General features: G+C 73.6%; 21 protein-coding genes. 16 read left to right on the forward strand and 5 right to left on the reverse strand.

Features of this window, described 5'->3' with window-relative positions; translation table 11 throughout:
• Positions 1 to 308: 308 nt before the first annotated feature.
• Both ABZ457_RS21320 and ABZ457_RS21325 read left to right on the forward strand, forming a co-directional pair.
• The gene (locus ABZ457_RS21320) at positions 309 to 1,382 is read left to right on the forward strand and encodes a nitronate monooxygenase (protein ID WP_359159453.1); all 1,074 of its coding nucleotides are present in this window, start codon (positions 309 to 311) and stop codon (positions 1,380 to 1,382) included.
• Positions 1,379 to 2,122 (forward strand): 16S rRNA (uracil(1498)-N(3))-methyltransferase, encoded by a 744-nt coding sequence (locus ABZ457_RS21325; protein ID WP_359159455.1) that lies wholly within the window; start codon positions 1,379 to 1,381, stop codon positions 2,120 to 2,122. Before ABZ457_RS21320 ends, ABZ457_RS21325 begins: the two co-directional genes overlap by 4 nt.
• A 28-nt stretch (positions 2,123 to 2,150) precedes the next feature.
• Here the strand turns inward: ABZ457_RS21325 and ABZ457_RS21330 are convergent, their stop codons facing one another.
• Positions 2,151 to 2,603, reverse strand: coding sequence for a lamin tail domain-containing protein (locus ABZ457_RS21330; protein WP_359159457.1), 453 nt, complete (start codon positions 2,601 to 2,603; stop codon positions 2,151 to 2,153).
• Positions 2,604 to 2,883: 280 nt separating this feature from the next.
• Here ABZ457_RS21330 and ABZ457_RS21335 point away from each other — a divergent pair, with 280 nt between their 5' ends.
• The 5 genes from ABZ457_RS21335 (at position 2,884) to ABZ457_RS21355 (ending at position 9,193) form a co-directional block, all read left to right on the forward strand.
• On the forward strand, positions 2,884 to 3,408 hold the full coding sequence (locus ABZ457_RS21335) for a hypothetical protein (protein ID WP_359159459.1): 525 nt from the start codon (positions 2,884 to 2,886) through the stop codon (positions 3,406 to 3,408).
• A 46-nt stretch (positions 3,409 to 3,454) separates the two neighbouring features.
• A complete protein-coding gene (locus tag ABZ457_RS21340; RefSeq protein WP_359159461.1) occupies positions 3,455 to 6,658 on the forward strand; it encodes a S41 family peptidase in 3,204 nt (1,067 codons plus the stop codon).
• A 94-nt stretch (positions 6,659 to 6,752) separates the two neighbouring features.
• The gene (locus tag ABZ457_RS21345) at positions 6,753 to 7,112 is read left to right on the forward strand and encodes a histidine triad nucleotide-binding protein (protein WP_359159463.1); all 360 of its coding nucleotides are present in this window, start codon (positions 6,753 to 6,755) and stop codon (positions 7,110 to 7,112) included.
• 6 nt (positions 7,113 to 7,118) lie between these two features.
• Positions 7,119 to 8,051: a ribonuclease Z gene (locus ABZ457_RS21350; protein ID WP_359159465.1), complete on the forward strand. Its 933-nt coding sequence runs from the start codon at positions 7,119 to 7,121 to the stop codon at positions 8,049 to 8,051.
• Positions 8,052 to 8,077: 26 nt separating this feature from the next.
• Positions 8,078 to 9,193 carry a PfkB family carbohydrate kinase gene (locus ABZ457_RS21355; protein WP_359159467.1) on the forward strand — a complete coding sequence of 372 codons (1,116 nt, stop codon included), beginning with the start codon at positions 8,078 to 8,080 and terminating at the stop codon, positions 9,191 to 9,193.
• A gap of 119 nt (positions 9,194 to 9,312) precedes the next feature.
• Here ABZ457_RS21355 and ABZ457_RS21360 read toward each other — a convergent pair whose 3' ends face one another.
• Together ABZ457_RS21360 and ABZ457_RS21365 are read right to left on the reverse strand one after the other, a co-directional pair.
• Entirely contained in the window at positions 9,313 to 10,794 is a 1,482-nt protein-coding gene (locus tag ABZ457_RS21360; RefSeq protein WP_359159469.1) for a cation:proton antiporter, read from the reverse strand.
• A 9-nt stretch (positions 10,795 to 10,803) separates the two neighbouring features.
• Positions 10,804 to 11,031 carry a potassium transporter TrkA gene (locus ABZ457_RS21365; protein WP_359159471.1) on the reverse strand — a complete coding sequence of 76 codons (228 nt, stop codon included), beginning with the start codon at positions 11,029 to 11,031 and terminating at the stop codon, positions 10,804 to 10,806.
• A gap of 251 nt (positions 11,032 to 11,282) precedes the next feature.
• Between ABZ457_RS21365 and ABZ457_RS21370 the strand changes: the two genes are divergently transcribed.
• From ABZ457_RS21370 to era, 7 genes are all read left to right on the forward strand, one after another.
• Positions 11,283 to 12,293 carry a PhoH family protein gene (locus tag ABZ457_RS21370; RefSeq protein ID WP_078521251.1) on the forward strand — a complete coding sequence of 337 codons (1,011 nt, stop codon included), beginning with the start codon at positions 11,283 to 11,285 and terminating at the stop codon, positions 12,291 to 12,293.
• 12 nt (positions 12,294 to 12,305) lie between these two features.
• Positions 12,306 to 12,803, forward strand: a complete 498-nt coding sequence (gene ybeY, locus ABZ457_RS21375) for an rRNA maturation RNase YbeY (RefSeq protein ID WP_359159474.1) — start codon at positions 12,306 to 12,308, stop codon at positions 12,801 to 12,803.
• Entirely contained in the window at positions 12,800 to 14,104 is a 1,305-nt protein-coding gene (locus ABZ457_RS21380) for a hemolysin family protein (RefSeq protein ID WP_359159476.1), read from the forward strand. The genes ybeY and ABZ457_RS21380 overlap by 4 nt, the downstream gene beginning before the upstream one ends.
• Positions 14,101 to 14,457, forward strand: coding sequence for an MmcQ/YjbR family DNA-binding protein (locus tag ABZ457_RS21385; protein WP_359159478.1), 357 nt, complete (start codon positions 14,101 to 14,103; stop codon positions 14,455 to 14,457). The genes ABZ457_RS21380 and ABZ457_RS21385 overlap by 4 nt, the downstream gene beginning before the upstream one ends.
• A 128-nt stretch (positions 14,458 to 14,585) precedes the next feature.
• Positions 14,586 to 15,344, forward strand: coding sequence for a hypothetical protein (locus ABZ457_RS21390; protein ID WP_359159480.1), 759 nt, complete (start codon positions 14,586 to 14,588; stop codon positions 15,342 to 15,344).
• A 56-nt stretch (positions 15,345 to 15,400) separates the two neighbouring features.
• Positions 15,401 to 15,754, forward strand: a complete 354-nt coding sequence (locus ABZ457_RS21395; RefSeq protein WP_359159482.1) for a cytidine deaminase — start codon at positions 15,401 to 15,403, stop codon at positions 15,752 to 15,754.
• Positions 15,755 to 15,845: 91 nt separating this feature from the next.
• Entirely contained in the window at positions 15,846 to 16,787 is a 942-nt protein-coding gene (gene era, locus ABZ457_RS21400; protein WP_359159484.1) for a GTPase Era, read from the forward strand.
• Between the two features lie 40 nt (positions 16,788 to 16,827).
• Here era and ABZ457_RS21405 read toward each other — a convergent pair whose 3' ends face one another.
• The gene (locus ABZ457_RS21405; protein ID WP_359159486.1) at positions 16,828 to 17,094 is read right to left on the reverse strand and encodes a protealysin inhibitor emfourin; all 267 of its coding nucleotides are present in this window, start codon (positions 17,092 to 17,094) and stop codon (positions 16,828 to 16,830) included.
• Between the two features lie 57 nt (positions 17,095 to 17,151).
• Complete coding sequence (locus ABZ457_RS21410; RefSeq protein WP_359159488.1) at positions 17,152 to 18,234, reverse strand: M4 family metallopeptidase; 1,083 nt, start codon at positions 18,232 to 18,234, stop codon at positions 17,152 to 17,154.
• A 296-nt stretch (positions 18,235 to 18,530) separates the two neighbouring features.
• Here ABZ457_RS21410 and leuA point away from each other — a divergent pair, with 296 nt between their 5' ends.
• Together leuA and ABZ457_RS21420 are read left to right on the forward strand one after the other, a co-directional pair.
• Positions 18,531 to 20,303: a 2-isopropylmalate synthase gene (gene leuA / locus ABZ457_RS21415; protein ID WP_359159490.1), complete on the forward strand. Its 1,773-nt coding sequence runs from the start codon at positions 18,531 to 18,533 to the stop codon at positions 20,301 to 20,303.
• Between the two features lie 255 nt (positions 20,304 to 20,558).
• Complete coding sequence (locus tag ABZ457_RS21420; RefSeq protein ID WP_359159492.1) at positions 20,559 to 21,254, forward strand: TerB family tellurite resistance protein; 696 nt, start codon at positions 20,559 to 20,561, stop codon at positions 21,252 to 21,254.
• Positions 21,255 to 21,687: the final 433 nt, after the last annotated feature.

A 21,687-nucleotide genomic window follows, 5' to 3' on the forward strand; every position in this document is an offset into this window, starting at 1 on the left:
CGGCGGGGCGGCTCATCGCCGCGCGGGCATGAGCCGGCCCACCCGCCCCGCGTACCGCGGCCCCGGTCGCGGCGGCGGGGGCACGAGCCCGCCTTCCCCTTCGCGCAGCGCGCCGAGGCACGGGACGGGCCCGGTCCCCGCAGGCCCGGGGCAGCCCGGTCGCGGCGGGCGGGGCGCACGCGCCGGGGCACGGGACGGGCCCGGCTCCTGTCGGCCAGGCCACGCCGACCCGGTCCCCGCGGGCCCCGGCCCGTGTACGGGGCACGCCCCGTGCGGGCGCGCCGCGCCCGCGTGGGACGATGGCCCGCATGTCCTCCGCGTTCACCGAACTCTGCCGGTATCCGATCGTGCAGGCCCCGATGGCGGGCGGGGCGTCCTGCCCCGGGCTTGCCGCCGCTGTGGCCGAGGCCGGGGGGCTCGGGTTTCTCGCCGCCGGGTACAAGAGCGCGGACGGGATGCGCCAGGAGATCGCCGGGCTGCGGGACCTCACCTCCCGGCCCTTCGGGGTGAACCTCTTCCTGCCGCAGCCCGGCGCCGCCGACCAGGCTGCCGTGAGTGTGTACCGGCAGCAGCTCGCCGGGGAGTCCGCCTGGTACGAGACCGCCCTCGGCGACCCGGACGCGGGCCGGGACGACGCCTACGCGGCCAAGCTGGCGCTGCTGCTCGACGACCCGGTGCCCGTGGTCTCGTTCACCTTCGGCTGCCCGTCCGGCGACGACCTCGCCGCCCTCGCCGGGGTGGGCACCACCACGGTCGTCACCGTGACCACGCCCGAGGAGGCCATGGCCGCCCAGTGGGCGGGGGCCGACGCCGTGTGCGTGCAGGGCGTGGAGGCGGGTGGCCACCAGGGCACCCACCGCGACGACCCGGACGCGGACGGGCACGGGCTCGGTCTGCTCTCCCTCGTCCAGCTGGTCCGCGAGGCCGTCGACGTGCCGATCGTCGCCGCCGGCGGCCTGATGCGCGGGTCCCAGATCGCCGCCGTGCTCGCCGCCGGGGCGAGCGCCGCCCAGCTCGGCACCGCCTTCCTGATGTGCCCGGAGTCCGGCGCCAACGCCCTCCACAAGGAGGCGATGACCAACCCCCTGTTCCACCGGACCGAGTTGACCCGGGCCTTCTCCGGGCGGCCCGCCCGCGGCCTGGTGAACCGGTTCATGCGCGAGCACGGCCGGTACGCCCCGGCCGCCTACCCCGAGGTGCACCACCTCACCAGCCCGCTGCGCAAGGCCGCCGCGGCGGCCGGGGACCCGCAGGGGATGGCCCTGTGGGCCGGGCAGGGCCACCGGCTCGCCCGCGACCTGCCCGCCGGGCGCCTGGTGGAGGTCCTCGCCGCCGAACTCGACGCGGCCGGCGCCGCCCTCGTCCCCGGCGGTGCCCGGTGACCGCGGCCGTCTTCGTCACCGACAGCCTCGACGGCGTCGCCCCGGGCTCCGTCGTCGTCCTGGACGGGCCGGAGGGCCGGCACGCCGTGTCGGTGCGGCGGCTCGCGCCGGGTGAGGAGGTCGTGCTCACGGACGGCCTCGGACGCGGCGCGGCCGGCACCGTGCTGGCCACCGAGGGCAAGGACCGGCTCACCGTGGAGGTGCGGGAGTGCCCCGTCGAGCCCGAGCCCGCGCCCCGGATCACCGTGGTGCAGGCGCTGCCCAAGGGCGACCGCGGCGAACTCGCCGTGGAGACCATGACGGAGACCGGGGTGGACGCCGTGGTGCCGTGGGCGGCGGCGCGGTGCATCACCCAGTGGAAGGGCGAGCGCGGCGCCAAGTCCCTGGCCAAATGGCGCTCCACGGCCCGCGAGGCGGGCAAGCAGGCCCGCCGGCTGCGCTTCCCCGAGGTCGCCGGGGCGGCGACGACCAAGCAGGTGGCCGCCCTGCTGGCGGCGGCCGACTTCGCCGCCGTGCTGCACGAGGAGGGCTCGGAACCGCTGGCGACCGCCGAACTCCCCGCGTCCGGCTCGATCGTGCTGGTCGTCGGCCCCGAAGGGGGCGTCGCTCCCCAGGAGTTGGACCTCTTCGCCGAGGCCGGCGCCCGCCCCTACCGGCTGGGCCGCACCGTGCTGCGCACCTCGACCGCCGGCACGGCGGCGACGGCCCTGCTGCTGGGGCGCACCGGCCGCTGGTCCTGACCACCCGGCCGGCGCGCCCCCGCGCGGGTCAGCACATCTTGTAGTCGACCCGGGTCGAGTTGTACGAGCAGGTGTCCGCCGTGGACCCGTTCGCCTTCTTCAGCGTCGCCGTGTCCTTGTCGTTGTTCCACACGTACGCGGCGCGGTTCTGGTAGCGCGTGGCCGCGGTGTCCTTGCCCTTGCCGGTGCGCACCGTGACGGTCTTGCCCTTGCCCAGGCTGTAGTTGCCGAAGGTGTACTTGTGGTTCGCCTTGTCCACCAGCACCCAGCCCTTGAGGTTCACCGCCCGGGAGGTGGTGTTGCGGATCTGGACGTACTCGGCGTTGAGGCTGGCGTTGGTGCGCCGGTCGGTGCCGGGGCTGTCGTAGTAGATCTTGTGGAGGTGGACCGAGCCGGCGGCGTGGGCCGGGGCGGGCAGGGCGACGAGACCGGCGAAGGCCGCCACCGTGGCGGCGGCGGCCGTCGTGCGGATACGGAGCATCAACGTTCCTTTGCGATGAGAGAACGCCGGGCACCCCCCAAGACTTCGGGCCCGGCGTAGCGCAGATAATAGGCAGATATGGCGGCATGAGGGTCGTTTACCGAAAACCCGGAAATCCGAGGAGTGGGAAATCCGAAGAGCCGGAGATCGTAAGGTCCTTGCGCGCCCGGGACCCGGACCGGGCCCGCACCCCGTCCCGCGCCCGCCCGGGCGCCCCCCGCCGCAGAACTGGCCGCAACCGCCCTTCTCCCGCGTGCCCGCCGGTGGGACCCTGCCCTCCATGAACGTGCTCAGAGGCGCGGCGGGCCCCGCCGTGTGCGCACTGGTGGCCGTCGGCGCGACGGCCTGCGAACCCGCGGGCGGCGGACTCAGCGCCTCCGCCGTGGCGTTCACCACCGACCGCACCGCGACCAGCACCCTGGAACGGCTGACCTTCGAGGTCGCCTGGCTCACCTGCACCGCCGAGACGGACGGGCAGACCGCCGCCGCCACCGCCTCGCCCGGCACCGGCCGGGCCCGCGTCGACTGCGAGGGGGAGACCGAATCCGGCCAGGACATCACCCTGGACGGAACGGTCACCGAGGAGCGCGACGGGACGTGCGTCCGCGGGGACATGACCGCCCGCATCGACCGGAAGGTGGTCTTCGAGGCCACCATGCTCGGCGACTGCTCGGCCGCCGCCTCCCCGAGCGCCCGCCCCACCCGGACCGCCCCCGGCGACGGCGGCTCCCGGCCGGGCCCTGAGCCCACCGTGACGGTGACGGTCACCGAGACCGTCACCGTCACCGCCGTTCCGGCCAAGTGATCCAAAGCCCTCCGCACGGCAGCCCGCCGCACCTAGGGTGAGCAGGGTGACGCACCCTGCCTACCTCCGGTTTCCGCATCTGCACGGCGAGTTGATCGCCTTCACGGCCGAGGACGACGTCTGGGTCGCCCCGCTCGACGGCGGCCGTGCGTGGCGCGTCAGCGCCGACAACATGCCCGTGAACCACCCCCGCTTCTCGCCCGACGGCACCCGCATCGCCTGGACCTCCACCCGCGACGGCGCCCCCGAGGTCCATGTCGCCCCCGTCGACGGCGGCCCGGCCGACCGGCTGACCCACTGGGGCAGCCACCGCACCTCGGTCCGCGGCTGGACGCCCGACGGGCGGGTCCTCGCGCTGACCACCCACGGCCAGGCGTCGCTGCGCCGCTCCTGGGCCCGTGCCGTCCCGCTGGACGGCGGCCCGGCCGAGACCCTGCCGTACGGGCCCGTCGGCCATGTCGCCCCCGGGCCGCGGACCCTGCTGCTCTCCGCGACGATGGGCCGCGAGGCCGCCGCCTGGAAGCGCTACCGGGGCGGTACCGCGGGCAAGCTGTGGATCGAGACGGGCGAGGGCACCGGGGAGTTCGCCCGGGTCCACGAGGACCTGGACGGCAACATCGAGTACCCGCTCCGGGTCGGCGAGCGGATCGCCTTCCTCAGCGACCACGAGGGCACCGGCGCCCTCTACTCCTCCCTGCCCGACGGCTCCGGCCTGCGCCGCCACAGCCCCCTGGACGGCTTCTGGGCCCGGCACGCGGCCACCGACGGCACCCGGGTGATCTGGTCGAGCGCCGGTGAACTCTGGCTCCTGGACGGCCTCGACGAGGGAACCGAACCCCGCCGCCTGGACATCCGCCTCGGCGGCCAGCGCACCGACCAGCGCCCCCGGCCCGTCTCCGCCGAGCACTGGCTCGGCTCCGCGTCCCCCGACCACACCGGCCGCGGCAGCGCGGCCGAGATCCGCGGCGCGGTCCACTGGATCACCCACCGGGGCGGCCCCGCCCGCGAACTCGCCGCCGAGCCGGGCGTCCGCGCCCGCACCCCCCGCACCTTCCGGGTGGACGGCGAGGAGCACGTCGTCTGGGTGACCGACGCGGAGGGCGACGACGCCCTGGAGTTCGCCCCCGCGACCGGCGCCCCCGCGGGCGCCCCGCCCCGCCGGCTCGCCGCCGGACGCCTCGGCCGCGTCGTGGAACTCGCCGTCGCCCCCGACGGCAGCCGCGCCGCGGTCGCCTCCCACGACGGGCGCGTCCTGCTGGTGGAACGCGAGACGGGCGAGGTCCGCGAGGTCGACCGCAGCCCCCACGGGGACGCCGAGGGGCTCGCCTTCTCGCCCGACTCCGCGTGGCTCGCCTGGTCCCACCCCGGGCCCGACCCGCTGCGCCAGATCAAGCTGGCGAACACCGGGGACCTGACCGTCAGCGAGGCCACCCCGCTGCGGTTCGCCGACTACCAGCCGGTGTTCACCCTCGACGGCAAGCATCTGGCGTTCCTCTCCGAGCGCGCCTTCGACCCGGTCTACGACACCCATGTCTTCGACCTCGCCTTCGTCGGCGGCTGCCGCCCGCACCTGATCACCCTGGCCGCCGCCACCCCCTCCCCGTTCGGCCCGCAGCGCCACGGCCGCCCCTTCGAACCCGACGGCGAGGACTCCGAGTCCGACGCCGAGGCCACCGCGCCGCCCGCCACCCGGATCGACCTCGACGGCCTGGCCGACCGGATCGTCCCCTTCCCCGTCGAGGCCGCCCGCTACTCGGCCCTGCGCGCCGCCAAGGACGGGCTGCTGTGGCTGCGCCACCCCCTGCACGGCGTCCTCGGCGCCACCCGGGCCACCCCCGAGGACCCCGCCCCGGACACCTCCCTGGAGCGCTACGACCTGGCCCAGCAGCGGGTCGAGGAACTCGCGCGCGACGCCGGCTGGTTCGAGGTCAGCGGCGACGGCAAGCGGGTCCTGCTGCGCACCGACGGCAAGCTCAAGGTCGTCCCCAGCGACCGGCGCGCCTCCCGCGACGAGGACAGCGACGGCAACATCACCGTCGACCTCTCCCGGGTCCGCAGGACCGTCGACCCGGCCGCCGAGTGGCGCCAGATGTACGCGGAGACCGGCCGCCTGATGCGCGACCACTTCTGGCGCGAGGACCTGGGCGGGGTCGACTGGGACGGCGTCCTGGAGCGCTACCGCCCGGTCCTGGACCGGGTCGCCACCCATGACGACCTGGTCGACCTGCTCTGGGAGGTGCACGGCGAACTCGGCACCTCGCACGCCTATGTGATGCCCACGGGCTGGGGCGGGTCGCGGTCCACCCGGCTGGGGCTGCTCGGCGCGGACATCTCCCGCGCCGAGGACGGCTCCTGGCGCATCGACCGCATCCTGCCGTCCGAGACCTCCGACCCGCACGCCCGCTCCCCGCTCGCCGCGCCCGGGGTCGCGCTGCGCGCCGGGGACGCCCTGGTCGCCGTCGACGGCCGCCCGGTCGACCCGGTGCGCGGGCCCTGGCCGCTGCTCGTCGGCACGGCCGGCCAGCCCGTCGAGCTGACCGTCTCCCCCGCGGGCGGCGGGGAGCAGCGGCACGCCGTGGTGGTGCCGATCGCCGACGAGGAGCCGCTGCGCTACCACGCCTGGGTCGCCGACCGCCGCCGCCATGTGCACGAGCAGTCCGGCGGGCGGCTCGGCTATCTGCACGTCCCCGACATGCAGGCCCCCGGCTGGGCGCAGATCCACCGGGACCTGCGGATCGAGGTGGCCCGCGAGGGCCTGGTGGTGGACGTGCGGGAGAACCGCGGCGGCCACACCTCGCAGCTCGTCGTCGAGAAGCTGGCCCGCCGGATCGTGGGCTGGGACCTGCCGCGCGGTCAGGAGCCGTACAGCTACCCGCTGGACGCGCCGCGCGGCCCGGTGGTCGCCGTCGCCAACGAGTTCTCCGGCTCGGACGGCGACATCGTCAACGCGGCCATCAAGGCACTGGGCATCGGCCCGGTGGTCGGCACCCGCACCTGGGGCGGGGTCGTCGGCATCGACAGCCGCTACTCGCTGGTCGACGGCACCCTGGTCACCCAGCCCAAGTACGCCTTCTGGTTCGAGGGTTACGGCTGGGACGTGGAGAACCGGGGCGTGGAGCCGGACGTGGAGGTCGTGCCCACCCCGCAGGACCACGCGGCCGGCCGGGACCCGCAGCTCGACGAGGCGATCCGGATGGCCCTCGCGGTCCTCGCGGAGAACCCGGCCAAGACCCCGCCGCCCCGGCTCTGAACCGCGCCGCCCCGCCGGACACCTCCTGGACCTCCCGGCGGGGCGGCTAGCATGACGTCACCTGTGATCGACACCGCGAGGAGGCGGCCCGCGCATGGCCGGAGAACCGCAGGCGGACTGCCTGTTCTGCAAGATCGTCGCCGGGGACGTGCCCGCCACCGTGGTGCGCGAGACGGAGACCACCGTCGCCTTCCGGGACATCAACCCCCAGGCCCCCACCCATGTCCTGGTGATCCCCAAGGCCCACTACCCGGACGCCGCCTCGCTGGCCGCCGGGGCGCCGGAACTCGCCGCCGACGTGCTGCGCGAGGCCGGAGCCGTCGCGGAGGACGAGAAGGTGACCGGCTCCGGCTACCGGATCGTCCTCAACACCGGCGCGGGCGCGGGCCAGACCGTCTTCCACGCCCACGCCCATGTGCTCGCCGGCCGCGGGCTCGAATGGCCTCCCGGGTAACGAGACGTGTCCGTACGCGAGTTGGTGGTGCTGGGCACCGCGAGCCAGGTCCCGACCCGGCACCGCAACCACAACGGCTACCTCCTGCGCTGGGACGGCGGGGGCATCCTCTTCGACCCCGGTGAGGGCACCCAGCGGCAGATGCTGCGCGCCGGGGTGTCCGCGCACGACATCGACCGGATCTGTATCACGCACTTCCACGGCGACCACTCGCTCGGCCTGGCCGGGGTGATCCAGCGGATCAACCTCGACCAGGTCCCGCACCCGGTCACCGCGCACTACCCGGCCAGCGGGCAGCGCTTCTTCGACCGGCTGCGCTACGCCACCGCCTACCGCGAGACCGTCGCCCTGCGCGAGGAGCCCGTCTCTGCCGACGGACCGCTCGCCGAGGCGGCCACGTACACCCTGCACGCCCACCGGCTCTCCCACCCCGTCGAGTCCTACGGCTACCGGCTGGTGGAGCCCGACGGGCGTCGGATGCTGCCCGAACGCCTCGCCGCGCACGGCATCTCCGGCCCGGACGTGGGCCGCCTCCAGCGGGAGGGTGAACTGCGCGGGGTCACCCTGGACGAGGTCAGCGAAGTGCGGCGCGGCCGGCGGTTCGCGTTCATCATGGACACCCGGCTCTGCGAGGGCGTGCATGTGCTCGCCGAGGGCTGCGACCTGCTGGTCATCGAGTCCACCTTCCTCGACGAGGACGAGCACCTGGCGAAGGACCACGGCCATCTCACCGCCGGGCAGGCGGGCCGGGCCGCCCACGAGGCCGGGGTGCGGCACCTCGTCCTCACCCACTTCTCCCAGCGCTACACCGACGCGGAGGAGACCTTCGAGGCACAGGCCCGGGCCGCCGGGTTCACCGGCGAGATCACCGTCGCCCGCGATCTGCAACGCGTCCCGATGCCCACCGGACGGGAGCGGGGTTCGGGCAGACTGGCCTGAAACGCACCACCCACGGGAGCGCCACGGTGACCACACACGACGGAGAGCCGCAGCACCACCACCACACGGCCCGCCTGGACCCGCTGGCGGCCCTGCGGACCCCGGCCGATCCGGCCTGCGACGTGTACCTCACCGGCAGTGTGTTCCTGGACATCGTCTTCACCGGCCTGGACAGCGCCCCCGTGCGCGGCACCGAGTCCTGGGCGCGCGGCATGGGCTCCAGCCCGGGCGGGGTCGCCAACATGGCCACCGCGCTGGCCCGGCTCGGCCTGCGCACCTCCCTCGCCGCCGCCTTCGGCGACGACCACTACGGCGAGTACTGCTGGGACGCCCTCGAACAGGGCGAGGGCATCGACCTCTCGCTCTCCCGCACGGTCGCCGGCTGGCACTCGCCCGTCACCGTCTCCATGGCCTACGAGGGCGAGCGCACCATGGTCTCCCACGGCCACGAGGCACCGGTCCACGAGTCCGCGCCGGACAGCCCCCCGCCCGCCCGGGCCGCCGTCGCCTCCCTCACCCAGGGCGTGCACGCCGGCTGGATCGCCCGCGCGGCCCGCTCCGGCACCCGGGTCTTCGCCGACGTCGGCTGGGACGAGACCGGTCGCTGGGACCCGGCCGACCTCGCGGACCTGGAGCACTGCGAGGCGTTCCTGCCGAACGCCGAGGAGGCCATGCGCTACACCCGCACCGACTGCCCCCGCGCCGCCGCCCACGCCCTCGCCGAACGCGTCCGCCTCGCGGTCGTCACCCTCGGCGCGGAGGGCGCCTACGCGGTGGACGCGGCGACCGGGGAGAGCGCCCAGGTGCCCGCCATCGCGGTGGAGGCCCTGGACCCGACCGGGGCGGGGGACGTGTTCGTGGCCGGATTCGTCACCGGCACCCTCGCCGGCTGGCCGCTCGCCGACCGGCTCGCCTTCGCGGGGCTGACCGCCGCCCTCTCCGTGCAGGAGTTCGGCGGCTCGCTCTCCGCGCCCGGCTGGTGGGAGGTGGCCGCCTGGTGGCAGTCCGTGCAGAGCCTGCCCGACCAGGACCCGGCCGCCCTGCGGCGCTACGCCTTCCTGGAGCGCCTGCTGCCCGCGCCGGTCCGCCCGTGGCCGCTGCGGCGCGCGGTCCCGACGATCGGCTTCGGCCGCACCGGCTGAGGCACCGGGGCCGCACCGGCTGAGATACCGGCGTCGCACCGGCTGAGGTACCGGCGCCGCGCCCCCGGCGCGCCGGGGCCGGGCGCAGGGCACCCGGGCCGCTCGCGGCGCGCCGGGCCTCACTTCTTGCGCGGCGACCCCAGAGGAGCGCGGACCAGGGTGTCGTCCACGAAGCAGAACCGCCAGTCCTCGCCCGGCTGCGCCGACTGGATGATCGGGTGGTGGGCCTCGGCGGCGTGGCCGCGGGCGTGCCGGTGCGGGGAGTCGTCGCAGCAGCCGACGTATCCGCAGGTCACGCAGAGCCGGAGCTGTACCCAGTCCGACCCGAGCCGCCGGCACTGGGCGCACTCCCGCGTGTCGGTGTCGGTGACCCGGATCTGGTCCAGGTGCGTGCAGGAGGTGCTGATCGTCTCCTCGCGCACATACGTCCAGTTCGACCGCAGCAGCCGGTCCGGCATGATCCGCGCCAGATGCCGCGACTGCGCCGCCAGGACCGGGCTGACCACCGCCAGCACCAGCACGTACAGGGCGACGAACGGGCCGATCCGCCCGTCCAGACCGGCGTCCAGCGCGAGGGTGGCGAGGATCAGCGAGAACTCGCCCCGGCCCAGCACCGTGAGCCCGATGTTCGCCGCCCCGCGCTGGTTGAAGCCGAACAGCCGGGCGGCCACGATCCCCGCCGCGATGTTCCCCACCAGCGTCACCAGCACCGCGAGCGCCACCGGGACGATCACCTCGCCCATCGCGCCGACCTCGATGTTCAGGCCGAAGGCCACGAAGAACACCGTCGCCAGCACGTCCCGCAGCGGCAGCACCAGCCGTTCCAGCCGCTCCTTGTAGCTGGTCCGCGAGATCACCAGGCCGATCATCAGGGCGCCGATCGCGTCCGAGACGCCGACCTCCTCCGAGAGCCCCGCCACCAGCACGACCAGGCCGATGGTCACCACGATCAGCAGCTCGTCCTCCCGGCTGCCGACCAGCTTGGCGACCGCCTTCGCGCCGTAGCGGGCGATCGCGAAGAGGAGGACCAGGAAGCCGAAGCTGACCCCGATCTCACGGACCAGCTCCAGCGGGGAGTCCGCGTCGGAGAGCACCGGCGAGAGCAGGGCCAGATAGAAGGCGAGGAACAGGTCCTCGATCACGATGATCCCGAGGATCACCGGGGTCTCCGCGTTCGCCAGTCTGCGCAGCTCGATCAGGAGCTTGGTGACGATCGCGGACGAGGACACCCCGAGCGCGCCCGCGATCACCAGCGCCTCCGGCACGCCCCAGCCCAGCGCGAAGCCGAAGAGCAGTCCGGCGCTGATGTTGATCAGGATGTAGCAGCCGGCGGCCAGGAAGAGGCGCCGTCCGCCGCCGACGACCTGCTCCAGCGGGAACTCCACGCCGAGATGGAACAGCAGCAGCACCAGGCCGAGGGCGGCCAGCAGCGACAGGTCCTCCGGGTGCGCGACCACCACCGGGCCGGGCGTCCCCGGCCCCAGCAGGATGCCGACGAGCATGTAGCAGGGCACCGACGGCAGTCCCACCCTGCGGGCCAGCCGCGCGACCAGCCCCGCGACCAGGACCGCCAGCCCCAGCCCGATCAGGTCGGCGTGCACCGCGCGGCCTCAGTCCTCGTAGTACGTGGACGACAGCACCGCGCCCACCTTCCGGGCCTGCTCGTCGCTCAGCTCGATCACCGCCGCCGGATCGGAGGAGCGGTCGGTGAACACATACAGATCCCGCACGTTCCCCGACCGCACCACGACCGAGATCCGCTGGTCGGCCCGGCCGAGGTCGATGTCGTAGCGCTTGCCCACCCCGGGCAGCTCCTGGACGTGCACTCCGTGGCCCATGACTCCTCCTCGCACCGCGCGTGGCCGGGACCGTTCGTCCCCACCCGGACAGAATGTCAGCGTCTGGGGCGATATGCGCCCGCTGGAGCCGGGCCCGCTCCCGGTGGCGGGCCGGGGCCCGTACCCCCGTGCCGGGCCCGGGAAAAGCCCTCGGCCTCGGCCGGGAGGGAGTCGTACCCTTGGTGGTCCGGAGGCTGTCGATCGGCGACACCCCTGCAACGGGAGGTATGCGCAGGCCACAGGGCCGGCCCATGAATCGGACATCCACAGCCCAGAACCCGGCGCCGGGGCAGGCGCGAGCCCAGTTCACCGTCCCCGCGAAGCACCCGATGGTGACCGTCCTGGGTTCGGGTGACGCCCTCCTGCGCGTGATCGAAGAGGCCTTCCCGGCGGCCGACATCCATGTCCGGGGCAACGAGGTGAGCGCGGTCGGCGACCCGGCGGAAGTCGCCCTGGTCCAGCGCCTGTTCGACGAGATGATGCTGGTGCTCCGCACCGGGCAGCCGATGACGGAGGACGCAGTGGAACGCTCGATCGCCATGCTCAAGGCGAGCGAGGCCGGCGACGGCCCCGAGGAGACCCCCGCCGAGGTCCTCACCCAGAACATCCTCTCCAGCCGGGGCCGCACCATCCGCCCCAAGACCCTCAACCAGAAGCGCTATGTCGACGCCATCGACAAGCACACGGTCGTCTTCGGCATCGGCCCCGCGGGCACCGGGAAGACCTACCTGGCCATGGCCAAGGCGGTCCAGGCGCTCCAGTCCAAGCAGGTCAACCGCATCATCCTGACCCGCCCCGCGGTCGAGGCGGGCGAGCGGCTCGGCTTCCTGCCGGGCACCCTCTACGAGAAGATCGACCCCTATCTGCGCCCGCTCTACGACGCGCTGCACGACATGCTCGACCCCGACTCGATCCCCCGCCTGATGGCCGCGGGCACGATCGAGGTCGCGCCCCTCGCGTACATGAGGGGCAGGACCCTGAATGACGCGTTCATCATCCTCGACGAGGCGCAGAACACGAACCCCGAGCAGATGAAGATGTTCCTCACCCGGCTCGGCTTCGAGTCGAAGATCGTGATCACGGGTGACGTGACGCAGGTCGACCTGCCGAACGGCACCAAGAGCGGTCTGCGCCAGGTCCAGGAGATCCTGGACGGGGTGGAGGACGTGCACTTCTCCCGGCTCACGAGCCAGGATGTCGTACGGCACAAGCTCGTCGGCCGTATCGTCGACGCCTACGAGAAGTACGACAACGGGAAGTAGTCACAGCGCGCCATGTCGATCGACGTCAACAACGAGTCCGGAACCGAGGTCGACGAGCAGGCGATCCTCGATGTCGCCCGCTACGCGCTCGCGCGCATGCGCATCCACCCGCTCTCCGAGCTGTCGGTGATCGTGGTGGACGCGGAGGCGATGGAGCAGCTCCACATCCAGTGGATGGACCTCCCCGGACCGACCGATGTCATGTCCTTCCCCATGGACGAGCTGCGCCCGCCGGTGAAGGACGACGAGGAGCCCCCGCAGGGGCTCCTCGGGGACATCGTGCTCTGCCCCGAGGTCGCCGAGAAGCAGGGCGCGGAGGCGCCGACGCAGCACTCCATGGACGAGGAGCTCCAGCTCCTGACCGTCCACGGGGTGCTGCATCTGCTCGGCTACGACCACGAGGAGCCGGACGAGAAGGCGGAGATGTTCGGCCTCCAGGCGGCGATCGTCGACGGCTGGCGCGGTGAGCGGGGCCTGACCGGCCCGTCGCCGGCGCCGACCGTCTCATGAGCGCCACCCTGGTCGCCGGCGCGGTCGCGCTGGTCGTCGTCGCCTGGCTGGCCGCCTGCGCGGAGGCGGGTCTCGCGCGGGTGTCCGCCTTCCGGGCCGCCGAGGCCGTCCGTTCGGGCCGGCGCGGGGCGGCGAAGCTGGAGCAGGTGGCCGCCGATCCCACCCGCTATCTGAACGTGGCCCTGCTGGTGCGGGTCGCCTGCGAGATGGCCGCGGGCGTCCTCGTCACCTACGCCTGCCTGGAGGAGTTCGACGAGACCTGGGCGGCGCTGCTGGTCGCGATGGCCGTGATGGTGCTGGTCAGTTATGTGGCCGTCGGCGTCTCCCCGCGCACCATCGGCCGCCAGCACCCGCTGAACACGGCGACGGCCGCGGCCTATGTACTGGTGCCGCTGGCCCGGGTGATGGGTCCGATCCCTCAGCTCCTGATCCTCATCGGCAACGCCCTCACGCCCGGAAAGGGCTTCCGCAAGGGCCCGTTCGCCTCCGAGGCGGAGCTGCGGGCCATGGTCGACCTGGCCGAACGGGAGTCCCTGATCGAGGACGACGAGCGGCGCATGGTGCACTCGGTCTTCGAGCTGGGGGACACCCTGGTGCGCGAGGTCATGGTGCCGCGCACCGATCTGGTGAGCATCGAGCGCTTCAAGACGGTCCGTCAGGCCCTCACCCTGGCACTGCGGTCCGGCTTCTCCCGTATCCCCGTCACCGGGGAGAACGAGGACGACATCGTGGGCGTGGTCTACCTCAAGGACCTGGTCCGCAAGACGCACATCAACCGCGAGGCCGAGTCCGACCTGGTGTCGACGGCGATGCGGCCCGCGGTCTTCGTCCCCGACACCAAGAACGCGGGCGACCTGCTCCGCGAGATGCAGCAGAAGCGCAACCATGTCGCCGTCGTCATCGACGAGTACGGCGGCACGGCCGGCATCGTCACCATCGAGGACATCCTGGAGGAGATCGTCGGGGAGATCACCGACGAGTACGACCGGGAGCTGCCGCCGGTGGAGGAGCTGGGCGAGGGCCGCTTCCGGGTCACCGCCCGACTCGACATCGGCGACCTCGGCGAGCTGTACGGGCTGGGCGCGGACGAGCTGGACGACGAGGACGTGGAGACCGTCGGCGGGCTGCTCGCCAAGGCGCTCGGCCGGGTGCCGATCGCGGGCGCGGGCGCGGTGGTCGACCTCCCGGACGGGCGGGCGCTGCGGCTGACCGCGGAGTCGCCCGCGGGCCGCCGGAACCGGATCGTCACGGTCCTGGCCGAGCCGGTGGAGAAGCTCGCGGACGACGAGGCCCGGGGGTGAGGGCGGCGGCGCTGCGGGCGCTCTGCCTGGAGTTCGGCGGGGCCGTCGAGGAGTTCCCGTTCGGGCCGGAGACCTCGGTGTTCAAGGTGGGCGGGAAGATGTTCGCGCTGAGCGCGCTGGGCGCCTCGCCCCTGAAGGCGAACCTCAAGTGCGAGCCGGAGAACGCGATCCGGCTGCGCGCCCAGTACCCGGACGCGGTGGTGCCGGGCTGGCACATGAACAAGCGGCACTGGAACACGGTGACGGTCTCCGCGCTGCCCGCCCGCACCGTCCGCGAGCTGGTGGAGGACTCCTACGACCTGGTGGTGGCGGGCCTGCCGAGGGCGGAGCGGCTGCGGCTGGACCGGCCGTAGCATCAAGCTCGCCGGCCCCGGGGGCAGGGGTGAACGGGTGTTCGGGGTTTCTGTGTATTCTCTGTGATCACCTGAGGGGAGGGGGGGGGGATCTCCCCATGAATCACCTTGTATCGGGAGAACCCTGAATGTCTGTTCGTATGCGCCGTGCCGCCGCGGCCGTGCTCACCGCCTCCGCGCTCTGTCTCACCGCCGCGTGCGGTGGGGGCGGGGACGAGGAGAAGAAGCCCGCCGCCGCCGAGAAGGCCGCCGAGAAGGCCGGCGAGAAGTCCTCGGCCCCGGCCGAGGACAAGCCCGCGTCCACCGAGCCGCTGACGGCCGCGCAGCTCAAGGCCGCGACCCTGGTCGCCGCCGACCTGGGCGGGGACTGGAAGACCGCCGCGACGCCGGCCGCCGACGAGTCGGCTCCGAAGGCCGACAAGCCCGAGTGCCAGCCCATCGCCGACCTGATGACCGATGTGCCCGCGGGCGCCAGCGGCAAGGGTGGGGAGGCCGAGTTCGAGAAGGGTGCGAAGGCCGACAGCGCCCTCAGCCAGCGGGCCTTCACCTTCGAGGGCACCGGCGCGGCGGACCTCACCAGCAAGCTCGGCGCCGCCCTGGACGCCTGCCCGAAGCTGACGTTCACCGACGACGGCGAGAAGGTCGAGATGGTGGTCCAGAAGCTCCCGGCCGCGCCGAAGACCGCCGAGGAGTCGCACGCCTTCCTCATGGAGATGCCCATCCCGAGCCTGGACGTGTCGATCAAGGTTCACCTGCTGGTCGCCCGTCAGGGAACCGGGATCACCCGCGCCGCGTACATCCCCGGTGAGGACCCGGCCGCGGCGAAGGCGTTCGACGAGCTGGTCCCCAAGATCGGTGACAAGCTCGTCAAGGCTGTCCAGGGCTGACGACCGGCCCCGGGGCGGCTCCGTGCCCGCCCCGGGGCCGCTCTATGCTCGCCGGTATGACGCAGAGTGCCGACCTCGGCCCCGAGGACCGCAAGATCATCACGCTGGCGCGCAGCGCCCGGGCCCGCAACGGCGTCCCCGAGGGCGCGGCCGTGCGCGACGAGACCGGCCGCACCTATGTCGCCGGGACCGTCGCCCTCCCGTCGCTGGAGCTCAGCGCCCTGCGGACCGCCGTGGCGATGGCGGTCGCCAGCGGGGCGACCTCCCTGGAGGCCGCGGCCGTGGTCTCCGAGGCCGATGCGCCCTCCGACGCGGACCGGGCCGCCGTGCGCGACCTCGGCGGCGCCGGGACGCCGGTGCTCCTGGCGGGCCCGGACGGGCAGCTCAAGTCCTCGGTCGCGGCGGGCTGAGGAGCCCCCGGGCGGCCCGCCCGCCCGGGGCCCGGCCGCCTGGGCCCGGCCGCGTACCGGGGGGCGTCCGGGATCAGGGACAATGGGCGCCATGAGCGCTCGTACCCAGTCCTCCGAAGCCCCCCACCGGGCGGGCTTCGCCTGCTTCGTCGGCCGCCCCAACGCGGGCAAGTCCACCCTCACGAACGCTCTGGTCGGCCAGAAGGTGGCGATCACCTCCAACCGGCCGCAGACCACCCGGCACACGGTGCGCGGCATCGTCCACCGGCCCGACGCGCAGCTGATCCTGGTGGACACCCCCGGGCTCCACAAGCCGCGCACCCTGCTCGGCGAGCGGCTCAACGACGTGGTCCGCACCACCTGGGCCGAGGTCGACGTGATCGGCTTCTGCCTGCCCGCCGACCAGAAGCTCGGCCCCGGCGACCGGTACATCGCCAAGGAGCTGGCGGAGATCAGGAAGACGCCGAAGGTCGCCATCGTCACCAAGACCGACCTGGTGGACTCCAAGACCCTCGCCGAGCAGCTCATCGCCGTCGATCAACTCGGCAAGGAGCTGGGTTTCGAGTGGGCGGAGATCGTGCCGGTGTCCGCCGTGGGTGACAGTCAGGTGCAGCTCGTCGCCGATCTGCTGACCCCGCTGCTGCCCGAGAGCCCGCCGCTCTACCCGGAGGGCGACCTCACCGACGAGCCCGAGCAGGTCATGGTCGCGGAGCTGATCCGCGAGGCCGCGCTGGAGGGTGTCCGGGACGAACTCCCGCACTCCATCGCGGTGGTGGTCGAGGAGATGATCCCGCGCGAGGACCGCCCGGCGGACCGGCCCCTCCTCGACATCCACGCGAACGTCTACATCGAGCGGCCCAGCCAGAAGGGCATCATCATCGGCCCGAAGGGCAAGCGGCTCAAGGAGGTCGGGATCAAGTCCCGCAAGCACATCGAGGCGCTGCTCGGCACGCCCGTCTACCTCGATCTGCACGTCAAGGTCGCCAAGGACTGGCAGCGCGACCCCAAGCAGCTCCGCAAGCTCGGCTTCTGACGGCTCCGGTCCGCGCCCCTGACCCGGCCGCGCGGCCGGGTCAGGCGCCTTCCTTCAGCACCAGCGAGATCAGGTCGCGCTGCGCCTCGGTGAGCCGGGGGTCGGCGCAGTGCACCGTCCGCCCGTCGACGGTGAGCTGGTAGGAGAAGCCGTCCGGGACCCCGACCGGCGGGGTCTCGTGCGCCTCGGCGACGGCGCGTTCGGCGAGCGCCCGCACCTCCTCCGCGTCGGTCCGGGCGGTGGTGTCGACCTCGGAGACCTTCTCGATCCCGGCGAAGCCGCCGGTACGCCTTACCTGGATTCGCATGGTTCCCGTTCTAGTACGGATGCGGCCGGACCGACACCGGACAGCACACCGGAGGCGTCAGCGGCCGGTGGTGTCCACGCCGACCTGGGACCACGCCTTCAGCACCGCGTCGTGCTCCTCGCCCTCGCCGTACCGCTCGGCGGCCGCGGCCACCGTGAGGCGGGCGAAGCTCGCGAAGTCCGCGTCCACCGCGAGTTCGCCGCCGGTCAGCACGTCGAACCAGATCTGCCCGGCCCGCTCCCAGGCCGGGCCGCCGAGGCGGACGGCCAGCAGGTGGAAGGCGTGGTTGGGGATGCCGGAGTTGATGTGCACACCACCGTTGTCCCGGCCGGTGTGCACATAGTCCGCCATCGTCGCCGGCTGCGGGTCCCTGCCGAGGACGTCGTCGTCGTACGCCGTGCCCGGGGCCTTCATCGAGCGCAGCGCCGAGCCGGTGACCCGGGGCGCCAGGAGGCCGGCGCCGATCAGCCAGTCCGCCTCGTCCGCGTTCTGCCCGAGGGTGTGCTGCTTGACGAGGGAGCCGAGCACGTCCGAGACGGACTCGTTCAGCGCGCCCGGCTGGCCGAAGTAGCTGAGGTTCGCCGTGTACTGGGTGAGGCCGTGGGCGAGTTCGTGCGCGATCACGTCGACGGCGACCGTGAAGTCGAGGAAGATCTCGCCGTCCCCGTCGCCGAACACCATCTGCTCGCCGTTCCAGAAGGCGTTGCCGTACTTCTCGTCGTAGTGGACGGTCGCGTCCAGCGGGAGGCCCGCGCCGTCGACGGACTCGTGCCCGTACGCCTCGCGCAGCAGGGTGAGGGTGGCGCCGAGGCCCGCGTAGGCGCGGTTCACGGTGGCGTCGGCGACCGGCTCCCCGCCCTCGGCGCGGACCTCGGTGCCGGGCAGCGCGGTGCGGTTCCCCGCGTCGTACACCGTGCGGCGCGAGCGGGCGCCCGCGGCGGAGCGGGCGCCGGCGGGGCCGGCCACCGTGGTCAGCCGGCGGGCGGTGCGCTGGGCCGCGTCCGCCTGGAGGGTGCGCCGGGCCGGGCCGGCGAGCGCCGGGTCGCCGGAGCGGGCGAGCCGGTCGAGGAGGTGCGGCGGCACGATGCCGCAGAAGACCGGGGCGGCGGACGGGGCGGGCAGCGGGGTGCGAAAGTCCATACCGGCAAATGTGTCAGCGGGTACCCTCTCCGTCACTCCCCGTCAGGGGTGACGGGAGGAATGGAGGGATTGACCACATCTGCCCGTTGCCGATCGGTCGTCCCGCATACTGAAACAGGGACCACGCTCACGCCGAAGCTCGGTTAGGCTGCTCCGCATCATGCGTTTCGGGCTGCTTCTCCTTAGCTGCCGCGGCGAGGGCCTGTAGTCGTAGGCCGACCCCCTCCCCGCGGAGTCTGGTGCTGCTTCGACCCAGTCGGCCCCCATCCCCGCAGGATCCCGAGGAGCCCTACGCCATGACGCAGTCGCAGTGGATCGGCCGCCCCACCCCGATCACCAATACGACGCACACGCAGAAGCCGTCCGGCATGCCGGTCCACAAGTACGGCCGCTACGAGGCCGTCGCCATCCCGGACCGCACCTGGCCGGAGCAGCGCATCACCAAGGCTCCCCGCTGGCTCTCCACCGACCTGCGCGACGGCAACCAGGCGCTGATCGACCCGATGAGCCCGGCCCGCAAGCGGGAGATGTTCGACCTGCTGGTACGCATGGGCTACAAGGAGATCGAGGTCGGCTTCCCCTCCTCCGGCGACACCGACTTCGCCTTCGTCCGCTCCATCATCGACGAGGGCGCGATCCCGGACGACGTCACCATCTCCGTGCTGACCCAGGCCCGCGAGGACCTGATCGAGCGGACCGTGGAGTCCCTGGTCGGCGCCAAGCGGGCCACCGTCCACCTGTACAACGCCACCGCGCCCGTCTTCCGCCGGGTCGTCTTCCGCGGCTCCAAGGAGGACATCAAGCAGATCGCCGTCGACGGCACCCGGCTGGTCATGGAGTACGCCGAGAAGCTGCTGGGCGAGGAGACGGTCTTCGGCTACCAGTACAGCCCCGAGATCTTCACCGACACCGAGCTGGACTTCGCCCTGGAGGTCTGCGAGGCCGTCTGCGACGTCTGGCAGCCCGGCCCCGGCCGCGAGATCATCCTCAACCTGCCCGCCACGGTGGAGCGTTCGACGCCGTCCACGCACGCGGACCGCTTCGAGTGGATGTCCCGCAACCTGACCCGCCGCGAGCACGTCTGCCTGTCCGTCCACCCGCACAACGACCGCGGGACCGCCGTCGCCGCCGCCGAACTGGCGATCATGGCGGGCGCGGACCGCATCGAGGGCTGCCTGTTCGGCCAGGGCGAGCGCACCGGCAACGTCGACCTGGTCACCCTGGGGATGAACCTGTTCTCCCAGGGCGTCGACCCGCAGATCGACTTCTCGCAGATCGACGACATCCGCCGCACCAGCGAGTACTGCAACCAGATGGAGGTCCACCCGCGCCACCCCTACGCGGGCGACCTGGTCTACACGGCCTTCTCCGGCTCCCACCAGGACGCCATCAAGAAGGGCTTCGACGCGATGGAGGCGGACGCGGCCGCCGCCGGGAAGACGGTCGACGAGATCGAGTGGGCGGTGCCGTACCTGCCCATCGACCCCAAGGACGTCGGCCGGTCCTACGAGGCGGTCATCCGGGTCAACTCCCAGTCCGGCAAGGGCGGGATCGCGTACGTCCTGAAGAACGACCACAAGCTGGACCTGCCGCGCCGGATGCAGATCGAGTTCTCCCGGATCATCCAGGCCAAGACCGACACGGAGGGCGGCGAGGTCACGCCGGCCGCGATCTGGTCCGTCTTCCAGGACGAGTACCTGCCCAACCCGCAGGACGGGGCGGAGCGCTGGGGCCGCATCCAGATCCGCTCCGGCCAGACCACCACCGACAAGGACGGGGTCGACACCCTGACCGTCGAGGCGGTCGTGGACGGCGTCGACACGGTCCTGAGCGGCACCGGCAACGGTCCGATCTCCGCCTTCTTCGCCGCGCTGAACGCCATCGGGGTGGATGTGCGCCTGCTGGACTACCAGGAGCACACCATGAGCGAGGGCGCGTCCGCGCAGGCCGCCTCGTACATCGAGTGCGCGATCGACGGCAAGGCGCTGTGGGGCATCGGCATCGACGCGAACACCACCCGGGCCTCGCTGAAGGCGGTCGTCTCGGCGGTCAACCGCGCGGCGCGCTGACCACCGGCCCCCGGTCCGCCGCGCGCCCCGCCGGGTCAACCGGCGGGGCGCCGGTCACCCGGGGCGCGTCCGTGCCACCGGGTGCCCGAACCGGGCGGTATCCGGCGGTTCCACGCGTCCGGCACCCCCTCGGCGGATCGCGCGGATCCGGCCATGTGCCGGGCCTCCTGTCGACAGGGTGCTGACGCGGCCCGGCCGGTGTGGCTAACATCACGTCCACGCGGCAATGTTGCCGCAGCATGACGGAGGTGTGACGTGCTGCAGGACCGGGGACTGTTCGGCCGGAATGCGCGGGTCTGCGGCATCCGCACGTCATGGAGCACCGTCGGGGACGGCGAGTTCTTCTGCGCCGGCTGCGGGGGCGACCGCAACTACCGCCGCCGGACCGGGCGCCGCCGCTTCACCCTGCTCGGGGTGCCGCTGCTGGGGCGCGGAGTCACCGGCCCGATCGTCGAATGCGCCGCCTGCCACGCCCACTTCGGCCCCGACGCCCTCGACCACCCCACCACCGCGCGCTTCTCGGCCATGCTCCGGGACGCGGTGCACACCGTCGCGCTCGCGGTCCTCGCCTCGGGCGGCACCTCCTCGGGCGCGGTGCGCGCGACGGCGGTGCAGGCGGTCCGGGCGGGCGGCCTCGCGGACTGCACCGAGGACTCCCTCGTCGCCCTGATCGAGGCCCTCGCCGCCGACACCGGGCGCTATATGACGGACGACACCACGCCCTACGGCGCCGCCCTCGCCATCGAACTCCACGAGGCTCTGGAGCCCCTCGCCCCGCACCTCGCTCCCTCCGGCCGCGAGTCCCTCCTCCTCCAGGGCGCCCGCATCGCCCTCGCCGACGGCCCCTACACCCAGGCCGAGCGCGACGTCCTGACGATCGTGGGCGCGGCGCTGCGGTTGGCCGACGCGGACACGGCCCGCCTGATGGAGACGGCCCGCGCGCCGTTCTGACCCACCCACCGCCCTTCGTCCGGGGCAGCGCCCCCGCGCCCGCCCCGCCCTCCACCGGGCCCGGGCCGGCTCCCGGTAGGGGCCGCGCCCCGGGGCCGTCGTGCTGCTGCGCCTGCTGAGGCCCTACCGGGCCGCCCCCGGGCCCCGCCCCGTCCACGTCCCGTTGCAGGGCCGCGCCCGCCCCGGCGGACCGGGGCGCGGCCCCGGGCCCCTGTCGGCCCGGTACCCGCGTGGGCTGCCGGGCTCCGCCCGGGCCCGGGGTCTTTTCGAGCCCGCTTCCGGACGGGCCGGGCCTGCCCGCCGGGTTGCTGCCGCTGCCGTAGGGCTGCGCCGCCGCCCGGCGAGGCGGGCGCGGCCGGCTGGTGCCGCCCGCACCCCCGCCTCCGGCGGGCCGGGCTCCGCCCGAGCCCCGCCCCGCCCCCCGGGTGGCCAC

It is taken from the genome of Streptomyces sp. NPDC005805 (assembly GCF_040630445.1).
Taxonomy (GTDB): domain Bacteria; phylum Actinomycetota; class Actinomycetes; order Streptomycetales; family Streptomycetaceae; genus Streptomyces.